Genomic DNA, 18556 nt, shown 5'->3' with positions numbered 1-18556 from the left:
AGGGCTAAAAATGGTGGTGGCTAATCGACATATTGAAGTTTCTCATAGCGTCAATATTCGCGATCTTGGTGGCTACCCAACCCTTGATGGCCGAATGACGAAGTGGCATAAACTAATCCGGGCTGGTGATCTTTCAGAACTTTCTGAAGGTGATCAGCAGACCCTTCTAGATTATGGTATTACGGTTGACGTTGATCTCCGTTCAAAAGCAGAGAGCAAAGAATTTCCAGACAGAATTCCTGATGGGATGAAATTCGTTGCTTTACCGTTATTTGATAACGATGAAACTGAGAGCCGGACAACTAACCAGCGACTGCAGAAGGCGTACTCTAAGGATCCGCATAGCGGTTATTTAAGAATGCTTTATGCCTATCGCCGGCTGGTTGTTAATGAGCAACCGCAGCGTGCCTACCAACAATTCTTTTCATGCTTGATCAATAGTGGGGTAAATGAAACGATTTTATATCACTGTTCAGCAGGGAAGGATCGAACGGGGATGCTGACGGTACTGCTGTTGAGTGCCCTTGGGGTTAGCCCTGAAATTATCCGGACAGACTACTTGTTAACGAATAAGTTTTCGGTTCCCCGGATTAACCACCGGATCGAGTTAGCAAAAAAAGCGCATATGAATCGTTCATTCATTGCGTCGCTTAAAGATTTGTCGTCAGTTTCAATTGATTATTTGGATCAGGCGATGGCGATTATTAACTACGAATTTGGTGGTATTCAGGCGTACTTAAGGGATGTTGTTGGCCTGTCAGATATAGATTGTGAAAGACTGAGAAAGATTTATCTTGAATAATAATTGTTTATGCATAACAAAAATGCGTTGAGTCAGAAAATCAATTTCTGATTCAACGCATTTTTGGTTGAAATTCAGGTTAGCCCTGAGTAGCAGTTGGATCGGGACCTTGTTCAGAATCATAACGTCATTTACCCCGATTCAGGGTTGCTAATTATTTAGATAGTCGGTAACTGCATCGACGTTCTTCCCGGTCACCGCGGATATTTCAAACACCTTGTTGGCGCCGGCATCAATTAGCCGGTCCTTAACTAGCTTAACTTGGTGAGGCGTGGCAGCGTCGATCTTTGTCACGATTCCAACGGTTGGCTTGGTGAACATGGTACTAAACCCAGTTGGTAGAACAATTCGGGGATCGGTGGCACTTTGCATGAGAACAACCACATCGGCATCAATTGCTGAAGTCATTAAATTTGAATACATCGCACGATGCTCTACGTATTCACCGGGCGTATCAATAATGTTTGAGTGAAACTCAAGTGTTTGCGTTTTATTGTATTTAATCTTTAACTTATCCATCCGTTGAATGAGCGTGGTTTTGCCACAACCGATTGCGCCGATAAAAATTGCCTTTTTCACAAGAACTCACCTTTTCATTCATTATTTGCCATTGAGGCCGTTAACTGAGAAGTACCAGTGAACTTTATCACCAGGGGTAATTCGCTTCTGATCAGCGCCCTTGTCGACAAATTTGCTGTTAACTGAGTACATCCAGCCGCTGCCGACCTTAATATCATTTTGCTTCAAACCATTGATTGAGCTGACATAAACGTGGGGACTGCTTTGGTAAACAAGCTTTAAATGGGTCTGTTGAAGCACAGAAAATGCAGTGGCAGACTTACTAATCTTCACATGGCCAGCGTATAACGTTTTTTTGTAACCAGAGACTTTGATATAAGCGGTGCCAATCGAATTATCTTTGGCAGCGGCTTTTTTAGCACGGTGATTTTTCCTAGCAGGACTTGTATTTGACCGTTTGGTAGTCTGAGCTGCCTGGAATTTAGTTGAAGTAGTTACTTTATCCTGAGTAGGCTGGTTTGAACTCGCTGCGGACTTCACGACAGAACTGTTATTGGTACTGTTGGTACTATTTGAATGATGAGTTGTTGAAGAGGTCTTAGGCTGATGTGACTGTTTCTTGGCATGATGTTGTTTAGAATTTGGTTTGACATTTGAGCTTTTGCTGGCTGCTTGACTTGATGATGAAGCAGCCGACTTGGGTGAGATGGCAGAAACCGGTTTGTGATCAGCTCTGGTTGACATGACCTGCTGAACACCAAAGCCAATTCCGACTACTAAAATAAAAGCCAAAATAATGCCAACGATGCGTCCCTTTTTCATAGAAGCCCTTCCCCCTTAGTTGAGTGAGCGGATCCAGGCGGTTAGAAGTCGGAGTGTAAGTCTCCTCAGGAAGAAATTCCTGGGTTTGGAATTTGTTTCTGAGGTGCTTACGCGCAGACTTCTGCCTAGAGGAGCTGTCCTGCGTAAATTATTTGATGGTATAAACAGATTTGTGGTTTAATGCTTGCCGGTATGCAGCAGTTGCTAAGTTGATTTGGCCAACGCCGATTACTTGGCTAACTGCACCTTTAACTGAGCCAGTCTTATTAACATAAGTGAACATTGCGGCTAGTGGTGAAGCTGTTTGGCCAGTTTTACTGGTACCGTTAACGTATTTCAATGTATTTTGTTTAGTTGATAAGGCGATGATCGCTTCAGCGGTTGAGTTACCATTTGGAATATTCTTACCATTGAAGGTGTAGCCATAGGCGCCTGAAGGATAAACAGCGTCTTTCAAGTATGATTGCCCCTTGGTGATGGCACTGGTCGTGGCACTTGTGTTGGCCTTGCCACGGGCTAAAGCAGTAACGGCCATTGCAGTTGTGTCTGAATCAACGCTCGCAACCTGGTTATTATATGCCCAGCCATTGTTGCTCTGTTGGTTCTTAACAATCGCATTACTTAAACTAGTGGTTGAGAACTTTGCGTTTGCTGGTCGTTTAAATGATGAGCTCATCGTGAGGGCAAGTAAAACTTGGCTTTGAACGTTAACCGTTTGCTTGTTCATTGATTTGCGATATAAAACAGAAACTAAGTTAACGGCTTTCTTGGTTCCTGAACGCCGGAAATTAGTTGGGTTCATACCGATCGACTTGAGGCCTTCAATGGCATTGGCTAAATCAGCGGGCGTACTCTTACTGTTAAGAACCAGGCTTGAGGCCACGCGCTTCTTTTGATTAGTTGTAAATTTGTAGCCCCAGCCCTTTAAGCTGAGTAAGAAGTCAGCGTAACCGCCGGCAGCCCCAGTTGTTGGATATGCTTTTTTATTGAAGATATAGGCAGTTTTGCCAGACAAACCAGTTTTATTTTCAGCTAACATCTTTTTAGCATAACGATAGCTGGCCTTAATTTTGGTATTTTGGTAACTACGGCTAGCAGTTTTGACACTGGCAGCCCCAGCAGTAATGGCCGGACTAACGGCACCAAAAGTTAATAGCGTAGAAGCAGAAATTAATAGTAACTTACTTGTAAACTTCATGAATGAGTCATTCCTTTATTTAAATTATTTGGTAGGTAATATTCGATATTTTTTGACTAAGCGACTAAATAGTTTCAGCCACCCTTTGTAAAATAGGGCAATTAACACGGCGTTTGACAACGCATGGTTAAGGTCAAATGGAAAACTTGATGCATAAGCTAATAGGAAGCTTTTAATTGTTAATGGTGATACGTAGGCTAGGGCGTACCAGAGATCCATGATCCAGCCAAATACAAATCCCCAGGCAAACGAGAAAACGATCATAAAGATTAAGCTTCGACTGATTTTAGTATTTGTAAGCAAACCAGCAGTTAATCCCATTAACCCCCAAGCAACCATCTGCCAAGGTGTCCACGGTCCCTGGCCGAGAAACATGTTTGAAACCAGGGCGGTGGTTGACCCGGTGATAAATCCCAGTTCAGGCCCTAAGCTAATGCCACTTAAAATAATGACAAAGCTGGCTGCTTGAACACTAGGGATTGCAGCGAGTGGGACTCTGCCGGCAACTGCTAACGCAATCAGGACGGCGATGAACATCAACGTTTGGGTACTGACGGTATCGCGCTCGAATTGCCAGTAGGCCGGTAAAATACTGCAGATTAAAATCATAAAGCTAAATAATAAGTAGTGCTGACCCTTCAATAATAAAACTAAGGCAAGAAAGGCTGCCATGATTACAACAGCGATAAGTAGCCGGTAAACATAGGTAAAATCCATGATTTTTTTCAACTCATGATCACCTCCCTTCAGATGCCAGGTTGATATCGTCAAATAACAAGGCGCTGGGAACCTGATCGTGGACAATTCGATTGATTGGGGTTGTAAAGAAAAAGTTATTCGCAAAGAACGCCGTGGTCGACAGTAATGTGTTAAGGTGACCATCGAACATAAACGCACAATGATCTGAAAATTCGGCGCAAAACTCCATATCGTGACTGGCCATCACTATTGTAACCCCGTCTTGTTGGTATTGCTTTAGAATTTTGCCAATAAAGACTTTGGTGTAGGGGTCGAGTCCCTTAGTTGCTTCGTCTAAAATAAGGAGATCAGGGGTTGCCATTAAGGCGATTGCCAGTCCAAGTAATTGCTGCTGGCCGCCACTGATGTCAAATGGATTGTGATCCAGGATCTTAGTGAGATTAAATTGCTTAGTAACCCGCTTGATTGCTGAAGCCGGGTCGGATAACTGCAGTTGATCTGCTTGAACTACCAGTTCTTGGCGAACGCTGTCTGCGGTGAACTGGAGACTCGGGGTTTGTGAAAGAAACGAAATCTTTTTAATTCGATCGACAGTTTTCAATTTCCAGACAAGTTGGTTTTCAAAACGGATTTTGCCGTGTTGTGGCGTTGTTAGGCCAATTAGTAAGGATAATAAGGTAGATTTACCGGAACCGTTTTTGCCGATAATTGACAGCCAATCACCACGGTTAACCGTTAAGTTAAGGTGATCGATGACGTTTCTAGTTTGATCGAATGTGAAGGAAATGTTCTTAGCTTGCAATAGTGGTTTGCTTGTCTCACTTAAAAGGGATTGTTTGGGTTTTGCAGCCGTAAACTTTAAGTGATCTGTTTGAATCGCCGCTTGCCCTTGAGAAACTGAAATTGGTAAGGTCGAAATCGGGATGTGATTAGTTAAAAAGAGTTTTGGAATTGAGGGGATAAAGTATCTCAACCGCTCATCTTGGAACATCTTTTCAATTCCCTTGGTTGGGGAACCATCAAAGCTAATGGTATGGTCTTGAAGTAAGATCATTCGGTTCGCTAATCCAGAAATGGTACTCAGTCGGTGCTCCGTGATCACGATCGTAATTCCAAGCTCTTGTTGAATTCGACTTAATACGTTAAGAAAGGTCTGAGCAGTTAGGGGATCTAGTTGAGAAGTAGGTTCATCTAACAAAATTAATTTGGGTCGTAAAATCAGCACGGATGCCAAGTTAACGAGTTGCAGCTGACCACCAGAAAGCTCGTTGATAGCGCGATTTAATGATTGGTCTAGCGCTAGGAAATTTGTTAACTCAGTAATTCGGCGTTCAATTTCATTGCTGGGACAGCCAATGTTTTCAAGTGGAAAGGCTAATTCATCAATGGCTTTTGACATGACTGGCTGGAGTTGAGGATCCTGAGCAACGTAGCCAACGGTTTGGGCACTTTCTAATTTAGATAGATTGTCAATTGGGGTATCGTTGATGAGAATTTGTCCCTGACGGTTGCCAAGCGGCATCAGTTCCTTTTTTAGGTGATTAAGGAGGGTTGTTTTGCCGCTGCCAGTATTACCAGCAATCATCAAAAAATCACCAGGATAAATGGTTAAATTGATGTTATCCAAGACCTTGTCAGGTTGATCGGGATATGCGAATGAAAGGTTCTTAATGGAAACTAATTTGTGCATGCGCGGTAGATCCCTTCAGAAATTATTGGTAATAAAAATAGAACGAGTAAAAAGCCAATTGGCAGCACGTCGGTAGGCTGGAAGATAGTCGTAAAGTTAGCCACTGAGCCACTCCAGCCAATCTTCAACCACCGGATATAGACGGTAACTAGTAATAGTAATGTTGAAGTTGAAATGAAAAAGATATCCGCAACCTGCCAATGATACGACCGATAGTGCGTCCGCTTAGTTGACCCAAAGCCTCGGGCATCCATCAAGTTAGCGGTCTCCATTGCTGAAGCCAGAGAATCTTGGAGCATAATTTCAAATATGTGGAGAACTTTTTTGGTACGGATGATCAATGAACCACTGGTAGTATCGACATTTCGCGTTTTTTGCAAAGTTATTAGTCGCCTGAATTTAATGATGAAATTGGCAACCAGGCTAAATGAAATGGAAACAAGCATTGCCAGCCTGGGCGCAATTGGGGAGAATACATAGATTAACCGGTTAGGGGTTAGAATCTTGTTTAGGAGAGCAAAAATAAAAAGCATCGAAATTAGCACGATGGCCATTGCCATTCCATATAAAAATGCGGGGTATGAGAATTTATAGGTTATTACGCCCCAGTGAAAGTGCCACAGGATTGGTTGGAATTTTTGGTTAAGTAACGTATTAAAGAACAGGATCATGATTAGAAAAGAACCGCCGAACTTTAATTGTTGGGTCATTGACTTGACTCCTAGATAATAGAATCCGCAAATAATCAAGCTGACGATTTCTGCCAGGGCAACAATAACGTGATTGAATAGGAGTAAGCAGACGATTAATTCGGTAAAATAAATGGTTGAGGCTACAGGATGGACCTGTGAAAAAAATGTCATTTGTAATGGTAACCGTTTCATGAGAAGAAGCCTCTTTCTAGGCTATCGTAAGCCCTTCCAACAGTATACCATCTGTAAATATGGGGGTAAATATGTACCCGGCACCATGCAAGATAGTGACATTACTTACAAAATAATGATGTTATTTGGTGGTTCAAGAGACGATTTTTTGCTATGTTATTAACACTATTTAGCTGTTTAAAAAATAAGCGAATGAATTTTATAGCATTTGAAAAACTAGATGATATTTGGATGGAATAATTTGGTATGATAGAGTTAGATATATTGCGTGAGAAGTGTTAAGGCAATATACGCGCATCAAATAAAACCGACAGATTGTGAGGAATTTATATGAACAAAATTTCTATTCGTGGCAGTTTGCAAACGAAACAAATCGTAGGTAGTTATTCCGATGTTGAGAAGAAAATTATAGCGGATTTGGACGCTGTTCAAAAGCAGGATGGCAAAAAGCCGTTCTCAAAGATTGCTGATGAAGTGGTCGTTGAACCATATCGAGATGGCGCGTATGCATACCACGCCTTATTGACAGAAGCGGCAAAGATGTACGACTTGTCGCCAGAGATTCAAAAAAGCGCAAATGTGAGCGAAGAATAAATTGATGTAGGTCGTGGAGAAAATTTCTGGTTAGTCTAATCACTTAATTGGGAATGAATTTCCGCGGCCTATTTATGTTGATTGATCAGTTGAAGGGATTGTGCTATTTTTTAAATGCTATCTGAGTTAAATCGAAGTTGATGAAAAATGGTTATTTGTGGATTTGAGAATGGTGTAATGGCGGGATTTGTTTAGTGTATTCCCCACGTATGTAGGGGTGATCCTATTGGGGATGCCAGCTAAAACTTTCGCCGAATGTATTCCCCACGTATGTAGGGGTGATCCTACTTATAGGGAAGCAGAATGCTTTTGTACCAGGTATTCCCCACGTATGTAGGGGTGATCCCCTTTGGCTTTGATAGAGTCGTCTGCCTTTTCAGTATTCCCCACGTATGTAGGGGTGATCCTTTTAGGCGACCTACCATCACTGAAAGATTATCGTATTCCCCACGTATGTAGGGGTGATCCCAAAGCAAAGCGACAAAACCAGCAATCATCAAAGTATTCCCCACGTATGTAGGGGTGATCCCGCTAGCACTTTGGAAGCCTTGGCGTTGGAAATGTATTCCCCACGTATGTAGGGGTGATCCCTGGTATGCCGACTTGAAGTAAGCAGACCAAAAGTATTCCCCACGTATGTAGGGGTGATCCTTTTGCCGCGACATTAGCGCCTGGACAGCAACGGTATTCCCCACGTATGTAGGGGTGATCCTAGTCCAGCACCCTATGCTGAAAAGAAGTTAGAGTATTCCCCACGTATGTAGGGGTGATCCTATGGCAAAGCAAGAGTACACAAAGGCTCAAAAGTATTCCCCACGTATGTAGGGGTGATCCTAGCCCGTTAGTAGCTCGTTTGCTTCACGATTAGTATTCCCCACGTATGTAGGGGTGATCCCAACTGCGGCTGCACCAAGATGATGACATGGGCGTATTCCCCACGTATGTAGGGGTGATCCTCAATGCACGGAATGTAAATCGTATTTACAAGGGTATTCCCCACGTATGTAGGGGTGATCCCATCTCGATGTCCTCTGGATCTTCCAGGATCATGTATTCCCCACGTATGTAGGGGTGATCCCGAAACTGCAAAGGCTTTGTGTCATTATTGCAAGTATTCCCCACGTATGTAGGGGTGATCCTAAACGTTAACCCTCACGTACCAAGCCAATGACGTATTCCCCACGTATGTAGGGGTGATCCTCGGGCGGATGACGGCGGGGGCAGTGGAAGGTTGTATTCCCCACGTATGTAGGGGTGATCCTCTTACTAAGGTTGCCACAGCAGCAAGGGCGATGTATTCCCCACGTATGTAGGGGTGATCCTGTGGCTTGTAGTGTAAAGGGAATTATTTTTGGGTATTCCCCACATACGTAGGGATAGATCCTGCTATCGGTTGTTTCATATCATCATATTCAAGCGTTCCGTGACCAAAGCTGATTCTACGGACTATTATTGTTGTTTTGTAGTAACAAGGGAAGTATTATTGGGGTTTACAACAAATTGGATACTTAACTATTTTTTAAGTGAGATAGGATAAGAAAAATATTAATCCCCAAAAGTTGCCCAACAATAAATGATTCCTGCTATAATTAATGTTTAATTGTCTCTTTTTATTTTACAGAACAACGTTTTTATGATTAATAACTTTACTCTAATAATACAGGGTAAACTAAAGACATTTACACTATAATCAAAGTAAACAGTTATCCTTATTTAGAAAGTGTGTATCTCAACTTATGAACAAGAAAATCATGTCCGGGTCCTTCTGGCTGTCCTTTGGCAGTATCTTTTCACGGGTACTTGGGATTGTTTATCTAATTCCATGGCTATATATGATTGGCTCACCGGCACATAAGAGCGTTGCGATGGCGCTATTTAATGCATCGTACAATCCATATGGCCTGTTTATTGCGCTTGGCACGGCTGGCTTTCCTTCCGCCATTGCTCGGCGAGTGGCTATTTATAATGGTGAAAATAAGTTTTTGGATTCTAAACAATTAGCGAAAGTGGGATCCCTTGTGATGCTCATGTCCGGGATCCTTTGTGGCGCAATTTTGTGGGTGATTGCCCCAATTATTGCCAAAAATAGTCCGGTTGTTTCCACTAGTAGTGCTGTCACTTCCATTCGGGTACTAGTTCCAGCAATCGTCATTTTACCTTCAATGAGCAGTATTAGAGGTTGGTTTCAAGGTAATCAAGATTTGAAGCCCTATGGGGTATCCCAACTTTGGGAACAATTTATTCGGATTGTTTTCATTCTGGTATCGACTTACGTGGTCATTTATGTGCTCCACCGCAGCTACGTTGAGGCGGTGTACCTTAGCGTTATGGCAGCTTTTGTTGGTGCGGTAGCCAGTTATCTCTATTTAGGAATCTACTATAAAAAGCAATCGGCCACCTATGCGAAAATGGCTGCGAAAAGTAAGCCTTATGACCTATCAAGCATTCAAAGCATTTTTAAGATGATTGCTTATGAGTCAATTCCGTTTGTGATCGTTGGTTCAGGCATTACGCTTAGTCAATTAATTGACCAGTTATTTTTTAAGCAGGTTATGGAGGGCGTCCAGCACTATTCTGCTGTGTACACCCAATATATCTATACGTTGTTTTCAGCCAATCCAACGAAGATTACGACGGTTGTTGTTTCGCTGGCGTTGGCAGTTGCCGAGACCACTTTGCCGCTGTTAGCACATAGTTTGGCTGCTAGGGATACTGACATTGGCAAGCTTATCTTTCAAAATATCAATATGTTACTATTCACGCTATTACCGATCGTTGCGATCTTAGGCGCGCTATCCTATGAAATTAACGGGATCTTCTTCAGCTTTAGCACACTAGGTGGCGATTATCTCTTCTGGAATATTGTTCAGAGCTTGATTCTCGGGCTTGCAATCAATGGGTTAACCTTACTTCAAGCACTTCATTACAGTAAAAAAGCCATGTACTATTTGTGTGTTGGCCTGGTCGCCAAACTTTTGTTCCAGCCACCACTGGTTATTTTGATGCAGGGATTCGGCGCCATTTTATCAACGGCAATTGGTTTTGGCTTCGTTATTTTGCTAAGTTATGGCGAGGTTCGTCGTGAGTTCCATGTACCGTTTGGAAAGTTGAGGGTAACGGTTCTAGTTAATATTATTTTCTTTGCGATTGTCATCGCATTAGCAATGGGAATTCACCAACTGTATGTGCCAGCTGGCTTGATTACGGCTTTTGTATTCTGCTGTGTCTTTGGCCTAGTGGCATTGTTGATTTATCTGTTCATGGCAAATCACAGTGGTTTGTCGGGAATTATTTTTGATCGTAAAATTGGGTATAAGTACTTTCGATATAAGCATTTCCAGTAAGCAGCCAATAAATCGGCCGCTTTTTTCGTATGTATAGATTGAGGAGGAAGCAAGATTATTCACATTGTCTAAGAACATCACATTAATATTCAAATATGGAATATTTTGCTATAATATCACTATGAAAGCACCCGCTTTTAAGGAATTTACGAATCAGCTAGACACCGTCACAACAGATGGATTTATTTTTGAATGGCAAGTTAATGATCCGCGTGAACGGATTGTTGGACTATTGATAGACGGGAAAGTAGTCGGCTTGGTAAAATTTTCTCGTGAATTCAGTAGTCGATATAATCGGATTGAAAGTATTGAGGTTATGAAAGAATATCAAGGACAGGGTTATGGTGCAATGTTAATGGCATTTGTCATGATGGATTCATTTTCTAATGATGGGTTTGAAGGTTTTGTCGCTTTGACTAGCAAGAGTGATGGCACAGAAAACTTTTATCTTCATTTAGGAGCAAAGCAGCGGACTAAGCAATTGATGATCTTTGATACAGAAGCTAGCCAGTATGTGGTTAGTAAATATTTACCTAACGGAGGGATTTTTAAATGACGAAGCGTAAAGTTCTTGCAAGAATAGACTATTTAGACAATCAAATTCAAAGTAATCCGGTCGATTCAGAAAGTTATCAATACGCCTCGATAGAATTACAGCACATGATTTTGGATAAAATCGGTATCCGAGAAGTTGATTTTTTTGGAAAAGCACTTGAACGACCATTAACCAATGAAGAAATTGCAGATTTAATCGAGGCTGAGGAAAAGGGAACGCCCCTTAACGAAGCGATTACTTTGCCAGCAAATGCTGATGCCGCTTATACGATTAGGCTTCAAAGACAGCACATGAATATGACCCAAAAGGAATTGGCTGGGAAAATTGGTATGAGGCAAAGTCAGCTTGCTAAGATTGAAAGTGGCCAATTAAACGTTAGCCTGAATGCTTTGCAAAGAGCAATGGCGGTGTTTGGTAAGCCATATACAATTCAGCCCCTCAGAAAAGGTCAATTTCACATTTCGGCAAAGTAGTAACGGACAGTTCATAATTGCTTAAGGCTAACAAGATAATATAAGTTCTTTTGGGTATGATGAAACTGTGCTATTCAGATATTAATATCATTAAACTGGAGATCTTAACTTGAAGTCCTTAACTGCTTCTCAATCTAAAAGAGCGGTTGGCATCGCATTGCTTTCCGCTCTCCTATACGCTTTATATCCCCCAATTGCCAAAGTTGTTTTGCATAGTTGCCCGCCAATCATGCTATCAGCGTTGTTGTATATCGGGACTGGTGTGGGAATGGTGCTCATCTTACCAATGCTATATTGGTTGTTGCCGGATATGAAAGCTGAAAAATCATTAGTGAACAAGGATATTCCCACGTTGATTGCAGTGATCATCGTGAACATTTTAGCCGGGATTTTCATGAACGTTGGGATCGACTTATCCACCGCGGCAAGTGCTTCACTACTTGGAAATTTCGAAGTGGTCGCAACGACGATTCTGGCGTTTTTGTTCTTTCATGAAAAAGTAGGTGGCCGGCTGTGGCTAGGCGTTTTATTGGTATTTGTTGCCAGCTGTGTTCTAAGTATCAGTGGTGTAGGTGACTTAGCAATTAATTGGGGATCCATTTTAGTAATTCTCGCAACCTTTTGCTGGGGGTTGGAGAATAATTTTACCCGGGTATTATCTGATAAGAACCCAATTCAAATTGTGATCGTCAAAGGGCTTGGAGTTGGTATTGGAACTTTAATTGTGGCGTTTATTGACCACGAAAATTGGCCAGCACTATCCGTCATGGTTGTTGCACTGGTCTTAGGCTTTCTTTCCTTTGGGATCAGTATCTTCTTTTATATATTAGCGCAGCGTTATATTGGTGCTGCCAGAACCAGTGCTTATTACGCGGTTTCACCATTCTTATCAACGCTTATCGCGGTCATTTTTTTACGAGAGAGCGTTACTTTACAACTAGTTGTGGCGACGTTGATTATGATTGCTGGAAGTTACGTTGTAGTGAGAGAGACGTTCAGCCATGTTGAATAAAATAGACAAGGGGCTCTTGTTGTGTGAAATAACACAGAACAAGGGCCCCTTAGTAGGTTGCTGTCACATGAATAGACTGGAAATTCAGAATCACTTCGTTGTGTTAATCCAGCCGTAATCACTGACATATGAAAAAGTTTGGCTCTTACCAGTTACTGGAATTTTTACAGTGATTGATTTAGTTAAATCATAATGAGTGTTTGGCGCAAGCACGCCCTGTTTGGTGAGCATCACGCGATCGCCATTGATCATGGCAACATAATAGGTTACGGGGGAATCACCAGTATGATATGGCCTGGCTTTAAATGACTTGGTTGATTGTAAGATAAACTCGTGGCGATTTGAATTGGTAAACCATTTAGTGACGTCAAAGCCTGGTGATCCAATGACACCACTGCTAAAGACGTTTCCACTTGAACCCATCGCTAAGGCCTCCCTTGTGAGTAATTTGAGAATCAAAATCAATATAAACTTTATAACGGGGTTGAGATAGTTAACCACCCATGGATAGGTTCAATAACAACTAACTAATGCTGCACAATTTTCATATAAGTCTCGTAAACCGGTGAATTTTCAAAGAGAAATTCATGATAGATCTGCAATCCCAAATGATCATTTGAGCTTAGGCTAAGCGTGACTGCCTGGTAATGGGACTTTAACCAGTGGAGTTGCGCATTAACCAGGACCATTAGTTTGCCATTATTAGCTTCAGCTGGATAATTAAGCATGGCTTGCCCCTTTGCTTGCTGATAGAGAAAACAAGTGCTTTCAAAATGGTTATCCGCGTCGAGAAGGACAACGGGTGCTTGGGGGATTAAATTTGCGGATAGTAGTTGCTGCCAGTCATTAAGCGAAATGTTAGCGACCGGATTATTTGGGTGTTGGGCTTGATAATGACTTAAACTAGATTGTGCAATCTGCTGCCATAAGTTTTCTTGGGTCAAAAGCTGGGCAGCTGTTAATAGCTGGCCATCCAAAGGCTTATCAGGCTCTGGAATGGTCACTTCAGAAAGCCTTAGCGTTGGTTGAACGGCTTTTTCGGTCAATCTGAACCCCTGGTGAGTTAACCACTGATTAAATGTGTGCTGAGGTGCATAGTCGCTGGTGATGATGCGGTTGACATCAAATTTCCATGCTAGCTTTTGAATATCGCCGAGAATTCGTTTTGATAATACCAACGGTTCACTGGCCTTAGGATCCACAAATGCCGCAAAGTTTAAGGCGTTAGGGTGAAGTTTATTTAACCAGAAGACTGATGTGGCGTCAATTGTTCCGTGAGGATGGTAGACCTTGGCGTTATCTGGATAGAGCTGCATTGCCCGGAAAATCTCGTGTTCGTTGACTGGTGGGCTGGGGATGAAGGTGGTTTTGTTGGGTAGATTTGTTTGCATATGCGAAGTGCTCACTTAAACGGATGCTCATGCAACAGCTTCGTGTAAAAACTAATCTCATGAAAGGCGTCATCTAATCGGTCAGCAAAATGATCACTGTTTTTGGCATCCAAAATTAAATGGCCGGCTGGCGTAAAGTTATCATTGGCGTTCCACAGTAAAACTGGCGTTGGCAACACGATCATTTTCAACATTTGTAGGATTTCTACAAACGATTCCGCTGCTAGCATGCCACCATCGCTATAGTAAGAATAGGAAATAATTTGAACAGGTTTGCGATCAACTTCTGGACCGACATAATCCAGGGCATTCTTTAAAGTGCCAGGGATGGCATGGTCATATTCCGGTGTCACGATCACGTAGCCATCCTCATGATTTAATTGATTAAGCCAACGCTTTTCGTTAACCTTTAAGTCTTGAATCCCTTCAGATAACGGTGTCTCATCGTGATGATAGGGTTCTAATGGAAAGTCATCTAACTTAATCCAGTCAAACTGAACGTCTGCAGTGTCTGAATACATTGATTGTAAGTAATTAAAGATCGATTCGCCAAGCTTGCTTCTAACTGATCCTAAAATAACGCCAATTTTTACCATTGAATCCTGCCTCCAAAATATTAAATTTACTGTTTGTGCTTTGATGTGAGCTGTTGATACAGGGCGTCGCTAATAATGTGGTTAGTCCACATCCAAGCTATGTGGCCGAGTGCTTCTGAAACGTGTTCTTCAGCTGGCTGGTCTTTGGGTGCGGGTACGGTTCCCATTGCGGGCATCACGCCAAGGTGAAATGCGCCCCAGATGCCAAGCCCGAATAAGGTCCCTTGACCTAATCGAATAAATGGTACGTAACGGCCAGCAACGGTGTAGAAAACGGCAAACGAAGTTGAGAAGCCAAAATGAATCATGTAACTTACCCAAGGCAATTGTTGTTCTGAATACGTGTAAGTTGAATGCGTGATTGTTGCCGGAATACCAAATTGTTCCAACAGTCGCTGTGGTGGATTGGTTTTATTCCGAGCGGGTGTCCGTGGTGGTAACACGTTTTCCCAGCCCAATTTAACGAGCCCTGAAACAACACCAGCGACACCGCCTGCAATGATTGCTGCTTTCCAGTTAATGGATTTATTCAAAATGATCGCACTCCCTTAAAATATGGTAACCAATCATACGTTTAAATGGTTTCACTTACATTATAGCGAACATACTATTTAAAGGGGGATTTTCTTCTTAACAGCAGTAAGTGGGGTAAATTGCTATTTTAATGGCGTGTGGGTGTAATAGGGAGAAGGGGTAGAGAACACTTAGAACATATTTAAAGTAAATTCTTTATATTGCAATTTGAAATGTGTTTCTGTCTTAACAATGATCTGGTCAAATCCCTCACAAGGAAATCATTTGAATGATATTTATATTAAATGGAAACTCATAATGTAGTATAATATGGGTGTAGATATACTTGAATAGAAGGGTGGAGAAATCTCATGGCTGTGAGCGAAAAGAATAAGAAAAGGATTCAGGTTCAACTCGATCGGCAGCTTGCGGATGAAGCTGAAGAAGTATTAGATGGTTTGGGGATCAACCAAACGACCGCGTTAACTGCATTTTATAAGCGAATTGTTGCGGTTGGTGGGATGCCCTTTGACTTGAAGCTAACTCCGCGAGAACAAGCTAATCTTAAGATAAAGGAAATGAGCAAGTCACTTCCGAATGTGAAGATCAATAACTCTCAAGAATTGGATAGATTATATGACGACGATGATGGATACTAATGATGTCTTGGTTGCGTTCATTGCCTATAAGGAAAAGACTGGTGGTAAGACGCGACCTGTTCTTCTGATTTCTAAAAGGGGCCGGCAGTTAAGTGTCTTTCGAATTACCTCTAAGTATCAAAGTAAATCACCGCGGATTCAGAAGGCTTATTGTCACATCGTTGATTGGCAACAAGCAAATTTACGAAAGCCATCATGGATTGATGTTGGCCAAACAATTACGATTAACAGTGAAAAAATAAAAGTTGTCAAAATCGGAACTTTAAGTGATGCAGATGTGTTTAGGCTTAGTGAGTTCATTGAAAAGCATCGGCTGGAAGCCAAATAAGTTACCCCAATTTAATATTAATTCGAAAAATCCGCTTACGTGTTGAATGGTTATTGGCACATAAGCGGTTTTTCTGTTATGTAACACATCACGGTAAAGTAAAAATGTCATTGAAGGTAAAAGCCTTATGAGGGGTGTATTATGAGGATGAATTTAATGTCAGATTAGCAATTGTTAGTTTGGAGGTGGGCAATATGAAGCATTCAGGATGGTGGATTTCAAACTTATGGTTAGCAATTATTTTCATCGGAGTTAGCGGCTGGATTTGGCTTCGTGGCGTCGATGGTGCGGGAATTGTTCAAACACCTAAGATGAAGTTAATGGCATTGCTTATTTGGGCTATCTTTGTTGCAATGATTGTGGTGATTGAATGGATTGTTTGGTTAGTTCGTTGAGGCACAAAGAGGCGACAAAATGACTAGTGAATATTTCTAAATAAGTTATTGAATAGGCCTCATGGTTGCCTCAAATCCTTGCTAGTTGGCTGATGATTTGGATTAGCTTCGTAGCGGCCGTGGCTGCCTTGATCTTACGAACCCAAAAGTCTTGATGATCAGTGAGAATAAATGGTTTTTGTTACGTTAAAATCCCCTTGGCTATTAAAGTAGCCAAAGGGGATTTTGAAAATTAGTCAAAGTTTTTGTTGGGAAATACGATCAACATTAGATCTAACTTGCGTTACCATAATTCTTTACCAGTTGACTTCCGATTTAGCCATTCTTTTAGATCGTTGGGTTGTTGGTAATCATCAGGGTGTCTCTTGTAGGATGCGTATTTTTCGGATAGTGTTTCTTCCTTGAGGCCGCTATTTGGTGTTGGTTGATTTTCTGGGTTCAAAGAGTGAGCATGATTATTTTCTAATTTTGTACTGCGGTTATTATTTGTCATTTGAGATCCCTCGTTTTTGATTTAGTGATTAGCGCATAGTCAAATCGGTTAGATAATGGTAACAGAAAATATAATGATCATCAAACCAAAATATATTGACATTCATAGTGGCGGTCTTTATATTAAATGTAACTCAAAATTAGAAATAAATGATATTTCGATGAGATGGGAAAGTCTACTAGCGGTGAGGTGGTGCATCATGAAGCTTAAAATCGCGATTCGATTTATTTTTCAAACTGCCATTATCCTGATACTGGGTTATTTCTTCAATTTGAACAAAAATGCCCAGTTCGATTTTAACTGGAACGGGTTTAATATTTGGTTGATCCTTTCGTGGATTTGCCAGCTGTCGCTATGTATTCGAAAGCAATTGTACCCAGCATATCATTCGTTGGCGACTCAGGGACTTAAGCAATACGGTGAGGATATCAAGCAATTTGGCGTTAAACAAGCTGCCAAGAATGATTGGAGTATCGCTAATCCAAGAGCCGTTCAGGCGGATCGGACTGTTTTTTATTCTAAGATGCATGATGACCAATATGGTGCTGTGCTCAAGATTGCGATGGCGGTGATTTATGGACTGTTGGGACCGGTGGTGTTATTGGGGCTTTTGGGCTGGAATTGGGCCCATTCCAGTAGGAACAATCTTTAAAAAAGTGAAATAGTATCATATAAATTAACAAAAAGCCTTAGTATTTGAAGAAGCAAATCTCAATGCTAAAGGCTTTTGGTGTTTTAGCTCATAAGTTGGGAACTTATTGGCTACCAAATGTCTTCTTTTCCGGTATTATTTCCGTTATCTGGAATTGCCATTTCCTGAAGCGCAGCTCGAACATTGTATTCTGGATTCTGTTCAAAAATATTGTGATGAGCTGGGATGAATGAAATGGCACCATCATCATCTTGAACTGCTATGAATTCAGCACCTTGGCTAACTCCAAAACCTTTGGGAATAGGAATCATGATTGAATTCCCATATTTTTTAGTTTTGACAATCATAATTATCACCACCTATAGGTTTATTATATCTAATTCTTTAAAATTAGCCTATTAGCGTCAATTGTTACGCCCCACAACCTCCGCAAACGCCCCATTCCAAATTCCTTCGTGATGCTTAATGATCTGCTGGGCACTCAAATCGTTCGTATCAAAGGTTGAATTCAAACCAGTCGTGGTGACCATTTTAAAGCCCCGGTCGTGGCCGACTCGGATTGCGGTGTCGATACAGTATTCTGTCTGCAAACCACAGACATCAATGGTGGTGACACCAAGGTGATGCAAATAGGATTCCAGGCCGGTTTCGTAGAAGGAATCACTATGATATTTTAAAAAGACGCGATCACTAGCCGACCAATGAGCAGCGCTAACGATTTGCCAATCGGTAGATCCATATGTTAAGTCTGAATCGACATGTTGCATAAAGATAACGGGTGCGTCTTCGTTATGATAAGTATCAATTTTTTGATTGATTTTGTCGATAAGGTTTGAAAAGTTAAACGTGTTTCGAAGACCGTTTTGAAGGTCGATGACTAGTAGTGCCGTATTTTTCATATAGAAGGCTCCTTAATGATAAAATTGTGACTCAAGT

23 protein-coding genes and 1 CRISPR repeat array are annotated in these 18556 nt (G+C 41.6%); of the genes, 10 read left to right on the top strand and 13 right to left on the bottom strand.

The genetic code is table 11. The annotated features are described in order from the left end of the window. The first annotated feature begins 10 nt into the window (after positions 1 to 10). Positions 11 to 802, top strand: a complete 792-nt coding sequence (locus tag FC98_RS06195; RefSeq protein ID WP_054655717.1) for a tyrosine-protein phosphatase — start codon at positions 11 to 13, stop codon at positions 800 to 802. Between the two features lie 150 nt (positions 803 to 952). Here the strand turns inward: FC98_RS06195 and FC98_RS06190 are convergent, their stop codons facing one another. From FC98_RS06190 to FC98_RS06165, 6 genes are all read right to left on the bottom strand, one after another. Beyond that, positions 953 to 1381, bottom strand: coding sequence for a EutP/PduV family microcompartment system protein (locus tag FC98_RS06190; protein ID WP_054655715.1), 429 nt, complete (start codon positions 1379 to 1381; stop codon positions 953 to 955). A 21-nt stretch (positions 1382 to 1402) separates the two neighbouring features. After that, positions 1403 to 2143: a DUF4430 domain-containing protein gene (locus tag FC98_RS06185; RefSeq protein WP_056949323.1), complete on the bottom strand. Its 741-nt coding sequence runs from the start codon at positions 2141 to 2143 to the stop codon at positions 1403 to 1405. Positions 2144 to 2291: 148 nt separating this feature from the next. Next, a complete protein-coding gene (locus FC98_RS06180) occupies positions 2292 to 3341 on the bottom strand; it encodes a prenyltransferase/squalene oxidase repeat-containing protein (RefSeq protein ID WP_008857453.1) in 1050 nt (349 codons plus the stop codon). Positions 3342 to 3365: 24 nt separating this feature from the next. Then, positions 3366 to 4058 (bottom strand): ECF transporter S component, encoded by a 693-nt coding sequence (locus FC98_RS06175; protein WP_054655755.1) that lies wholly within the window; start codon positions 4056 to 4058, stop codon positions 3366 to 3368. Between the two features lie 19 nt (positions 4059 to 4077). Beyond that, complete coding sequence (locus tag FC98_RS06170) at positions 4078 to 5730, bottom strand: ABC transporter ATP-binding protein (protein WP_008857455.1); 1653 nt, start codon at positions 5728 to 5730, stop codon at positions 4078 to 4080. Next, positions 5718 to 6614 carry an energy-coupling factor transporter transmembrane component T gene (locus FC98_RS06165; RefSeq protein ID WP_008857456.1) on the bottom strand — a complete coding sequence of 299 codons (897 nt, stop codon included), beginning with the start codon at positions 6612 to 6614 and terminating at the stop codon, positions 5718 to 5720. Before FC98_RS06165 ends, FC98_RS06170 begins: the two co-directional genes overlap by 13 nt. Positions 6615 to 6944: 330 nt before the next feature. Between FC98_RS06165 and FC98_RS06160 the strand changes: the two genes are divergently transcribed. The 5 genes from FC98_RS06160 to FC98_RS06140 all read left to right on the top strand — a co-directional run bounded on the left by FC98_RS06160 (position 6945) and on the right by FC98_RS06140 (position 12593). Continuing rightward, a complete protein-coding gene (locus FC98_RS06160) occupies positions 6945 to 7208 on the top strand; it encodes a hypothetical protein (RefSeq protein ID WP_008857457.1) in 264 nt (87 codons plus the stop codon). Between the two features lie 196 nt (positions 7209 to 7404). After that, a CRISPR array of direct repeats spans positions 7405 to 8530; the repeat unit is 28 nt; unit sequence GTATTCCCCACGTATGTAGGGGTGATCC. 414 nt (positions 8531 to 8944) lie between these two features. Then, a complete protein-coding gene (locus FC98_RS06155; RefSeq protein WP_008857458.1) occupies positions 8945 to 10552 on the top strand; it encodes a putative polysaccharide biosynthesis protein in 1608 nt (535 codons plus the stop codon). Positions 10553 to 10616: 64 nt separating this feature from the next. Beyond that, a complete protein-coding gene (locus FC98_RS06150) occupies positions 10617 to 11108 on the top strand; it encodes a GNAT family N-acetyltransferase (protein WP_054655616.1) in 492 nt (163 codons plus the stop codon). Further along, entirely contained in the window at positions 11105 to 11581 is a 477-nt protein-coding gene (locus tag FC98_RS06145; RefSeq protein WP_008857460.1) for a helix-turn-helix domain-containing protein, read from the top strand. The genes FC98_RS06150 and FC98_RS06145 overlap by 4 nt, the downstream gene beginning before the upstream one ends. 109 nt (positions 11582 to 11690) lie before the next feature. Beyond that, a complete protein-coding gene (locus tag FC98_RS06140) occupies positions 11691 to 12593 on the top strand; it encodes a DMT family transporter (RefSeq protein ID WP_235803589.1) in 903 nt (300 codons plus the stop codon). A gap of 90 nt (positions 12594 to 12683) precedes the next feature. Here FC98_RS06140 and FC98_RS06135 read toward each other — a convergent pair whose 3' ends face one another. From FC98_RS06135 to FC98_RS06120, 4 genes are all read right to left on the bottom strand, one after another. Then, positions 12684 to 13016 carry a hypothetical protein gene (locus FC98_RS06135; RefSeq protein ID WP_050806282.1) on the bottom strand — a complete coding sequence of 111 codons (333 nt, stop codon included), beginning with the start codon at positions 13014 to 13016 and terminating at the stop codon, positions 12684 to 12686. A gap of 104 nt (positions 13017 to 13120) precedes the next feature. After that, complete coding sequence (locus FC98_RS06130; protein WP_008857463.1) at positions 13121 to 13984, bottom strand: hypothetical protein; 864 nt, start codon at positions 13982 to 13984, stop codon at positions 13121 to 13123. An 11-nt stretch (positions 13985 to 13995) separates the two neighbouring features. Next, entirely contained in the window at positions 13996 to 14580 is a 585-nt protein-coding gene (locus FC98_RS06125; RefSeq protein ID WP_008857464.1) for an NADPH-dependent FMN reductase, read from the bottom strand. 26 nt (positions 14581 to 14606) lie between these two features. Further along, positions 14607 to 15113 carry a DUF1440 domain-containing protein gene (locus FC98_RS06120; protein ID WP_008857465.1) on the bottom strand — a complete coding sequence of 169 codons (507 nt, stop codon included), beginning with the start codon at positions 15111 to 15113 and terminating at the stop codon, positions 14607 to 14609. A 351-nt stretch (positions 15114 to 15464) separates the two neighbouring features. Between FC98_RS06120 and FC98_RS06115 the strand changes: the two genes are divergently transcribed. The 3 genes from FC98_RS06115 (at position 15465) to FC98_RS06105 (ending at position 16475) form a co-directional block, all read left to right on the top strand. After that, positions 15465 to 15752 (top strand): type II toxin-antitoxin system RelB/DinJ family antitoxin, encoded by a 288-nt coding sequence (locus FC98_RS06115; RefSeq protein WP_008857466.1) that lies wholly within the window; start codon positions 15465 to 15467, stop codon positions 15750 to 15752. Further along, positions 15730 to 16080, top strand: coding sequence for a type II toxin-antitoxin system PemK/MazF family toxin (locus FC98_RS06110; protein WP_081467828.1), 351 nt, complete (start codon positions 15730 to 15732; stop codon positions 16078 to 16080). Before FC98_RS06115 ends, FC98_RS06110 begins: the two co-directional genes overlap by 23 nt. Positions 16081 to 16274: 194 nt before the next feature. Continuing rightward, entirely contained in the window at positions 16275 to 16475 is a 201-nt protein-coding gene (locus FC98_RS06105; RefSeq protein WP_040471725.1) for a DUF3923 family protein, read from the top strand. Positions 16476 to 16758: 283 nt separating this feature from the next. Here the strand turns inward: FC98_RS06105 and FC98_RS06100 are convergent, their stop codons facing one another. After that, a complete protein-coding gene (locus tag FC98_RS06100) occupies positions 16759 to 16968 on the bottom strand; it encodes a hypothetical protein (RefSeq protein ID WP_054655623.1) in 210 nt (69 codons plus the stop codon). 199 nt (positions 16969 to 17167) lie between these two features. Here FC98_RS06100 and FC98_RS06095 point away from each other — a divergent pair, with 199 nt between their 5' ends. Then, the gene (locus FC98_RS06095; protein WP_050806283.1) at positions 17168 to 17620 is read left to right on the top strand and encodes a hypothetical protein; all 453 of its coding nucleotides are present in this window, start codon (positions 17168 to 17170) and stop codon (positions 17618 to 17620) included. 110 nt (positions 17621 to 17730) lie between these two features. Here FC98_RS06095 and mazE read toward each other — a convergent pair whose 3' ends face one another. Together mazE and FC98_RS06085 are read right to left on the bottom strand one after the other, a co-directional pair. Beyond that, positions 17731 to 17967, bottom strand: a complete 237-nt coding sequence (mazE, locus tag FC98_RS06090; RefSeq protein ID WP_008857471.1) for a type II toxin-antitoxin system PemI/MazE family antitoxin — start codon at positions 17965 to 17967, stop codon at positions 17731 to 17733. 57 nt (positions 17968 to 18024) lie between these two features. Then, a complete protein-coding gene (locus FC98_RS06085; protein ID WP_008857472.1) occupies positions 18025 to 18519 on the bottom strand; it encodes an isochorismatase family protein in 495 nt (164 codons plus the stop codon). Between the last annotated feature and the right edge of the window lie 37 nt (positions 18520 to 18556).

Origin of the sequence: Lentilactobacillus kisonensis DSM 19906 = JCM 15041 (genome assembly GCF_001434135.1) — a bacterium.
Taxonomy (GTDB): Bacteria; Bacillota; Bacilli; order Lactobacillales; family Lactobacillaceae; genus Lentilactobacillus; species Lentilactobacillus kisonensis.
Note: the sequence above shows the minus strand (reverse complement) of the source record. Positions and strands in the feature narration are given on the sequence as shown.

Bases quoted from the DNA above. Each gene is read 5' to 3' on its own strand.
- FC98_RS06195 (WP_054655717.1), top strand. From the start codon at position 11: ATGGTGGTGGCTAATCGACATATTGAAGTTTCTCATAGCGTCAATATT.
- FC98_RS06185 (WP_056949323.1), bottom strand. From the start codon at position 2,143: ATGAAAAAGGGACGCATCGTTGGCATTATTTTGGCTTTTATTTTAGTA.
- FC98_RS06180 (WP_008857453.1), bottom strand. From the start codon at position 3,341: ATGAAGTTTACAAGTAAGTTACTATTAATTTCTGCTTCTACGCTATTA.
- FC98_RS06175 (WP_054655755.1), bottom strand. From the start codon at position 4,058: ATGGATTTTACCTATGTTTACCGGCTACTTATCGCTGTTGTAATCATG.
- FC98_RS06170 (WP_008857455.1), bottom strand. From the start codon at position 5,730: ATGCACAAATTAGTTTCCATTAAGAACCTTTCATTCGCATATCCCGAT.
- FC98_RS06165 (WP_008857456.1), bottom strand. From the start codon at position 6,614: ATGAAACGGTTACCATTACAAATGACATTTTTTTCACAGGTCCATCCT.
- FC98_RS06160 (WP_008857457.1), top strand. From the start codon at position 6,945: ATGAACAAAATTTCTATTCGTGGCAGTTTGCAAACGAAACAAATCGTA.
- FC98_RS06155 (WP_008857458.1), top strand. From the start codon at position 8,945: ATGAACAAGAAAATCATGTCCGGGTCCTTCTGGCTGTCCTTTGGCAGT.
- FC98_RS06145 (WP_008857460.1), top strand. From the start codon at position 11,105: ATGACGAAGCGTAAAGTTCTTGCAAGAATAGACTATTTAGACAATCAA.
- FC98_RS06135 (WP_050806282.1), bottom strand. From the start codon at position 13,016: ATGGGTTCAAGTGGAAACGTCTTTAGCAGTGGTGTCATTGGATCACCA.
- FC98_RS06130 (WP_008857463.1), bottom strand. From the start codon at position 13,984: ATGCAAACAAATCTACCCAACAAAACCACCTTCATCCCCAGCCCACCA.
- FC98_RS06125 (WP_008857464.1), bottom strand. From the start codon at position 14,580: ATGGTAAAAATTGGCGTTATTTTAGGATCAGTTAGAAGCAAGCTTGGC.
- FC98_RS06115 (WP_008857466.1), top strand. From the start codon at position 15,465: ATGGCTGTGAGCGAAAAGAATAAGAAAAGGATTCAGGTTCAACTCGAT.
- FC98_RS06110 (WP_081467828.1), top strand. From the start codon at position 15,730: ATGACGACGATGATGGATACTAATGATGTCTTGGTTGCGTTCATTGCC.
- FC98_RS06105 (WP_040471725.1), top strand. From the start codon at position 16,275: ATGAAGCATTCAGGATGGTGGATTTCAAACTTATGGTTAGCAATTATT.
- FC98_RS06100 (WP_054655623.1), bottom strand. From the start codon at position 16,968: ATGACAAATAATAACCGCAGTACAAAATTAGAAAATAATCATGCTCAC.
- FC98_RS06095 (WP_050806283.1), top strand. From the start codon at position 17,168: ATGAAGCTTAAAATCGCGATTCGATTTATTTTTCAAACTGCCATTATC.
- mazE (WP_008857471.1), bottom strand. From the start codon at position 17,967: ATGATTGTCAAAACTAAAAAATATGGGAATTCAATCATGATTCCTATT.
- FC98_RS06085 (WP_008857472.1), bottom strand. From the start codon at position 18,519: ATGAAAAATACGGCACTACTAGTCATCGACCTTCAAAACGGTCTTCGA.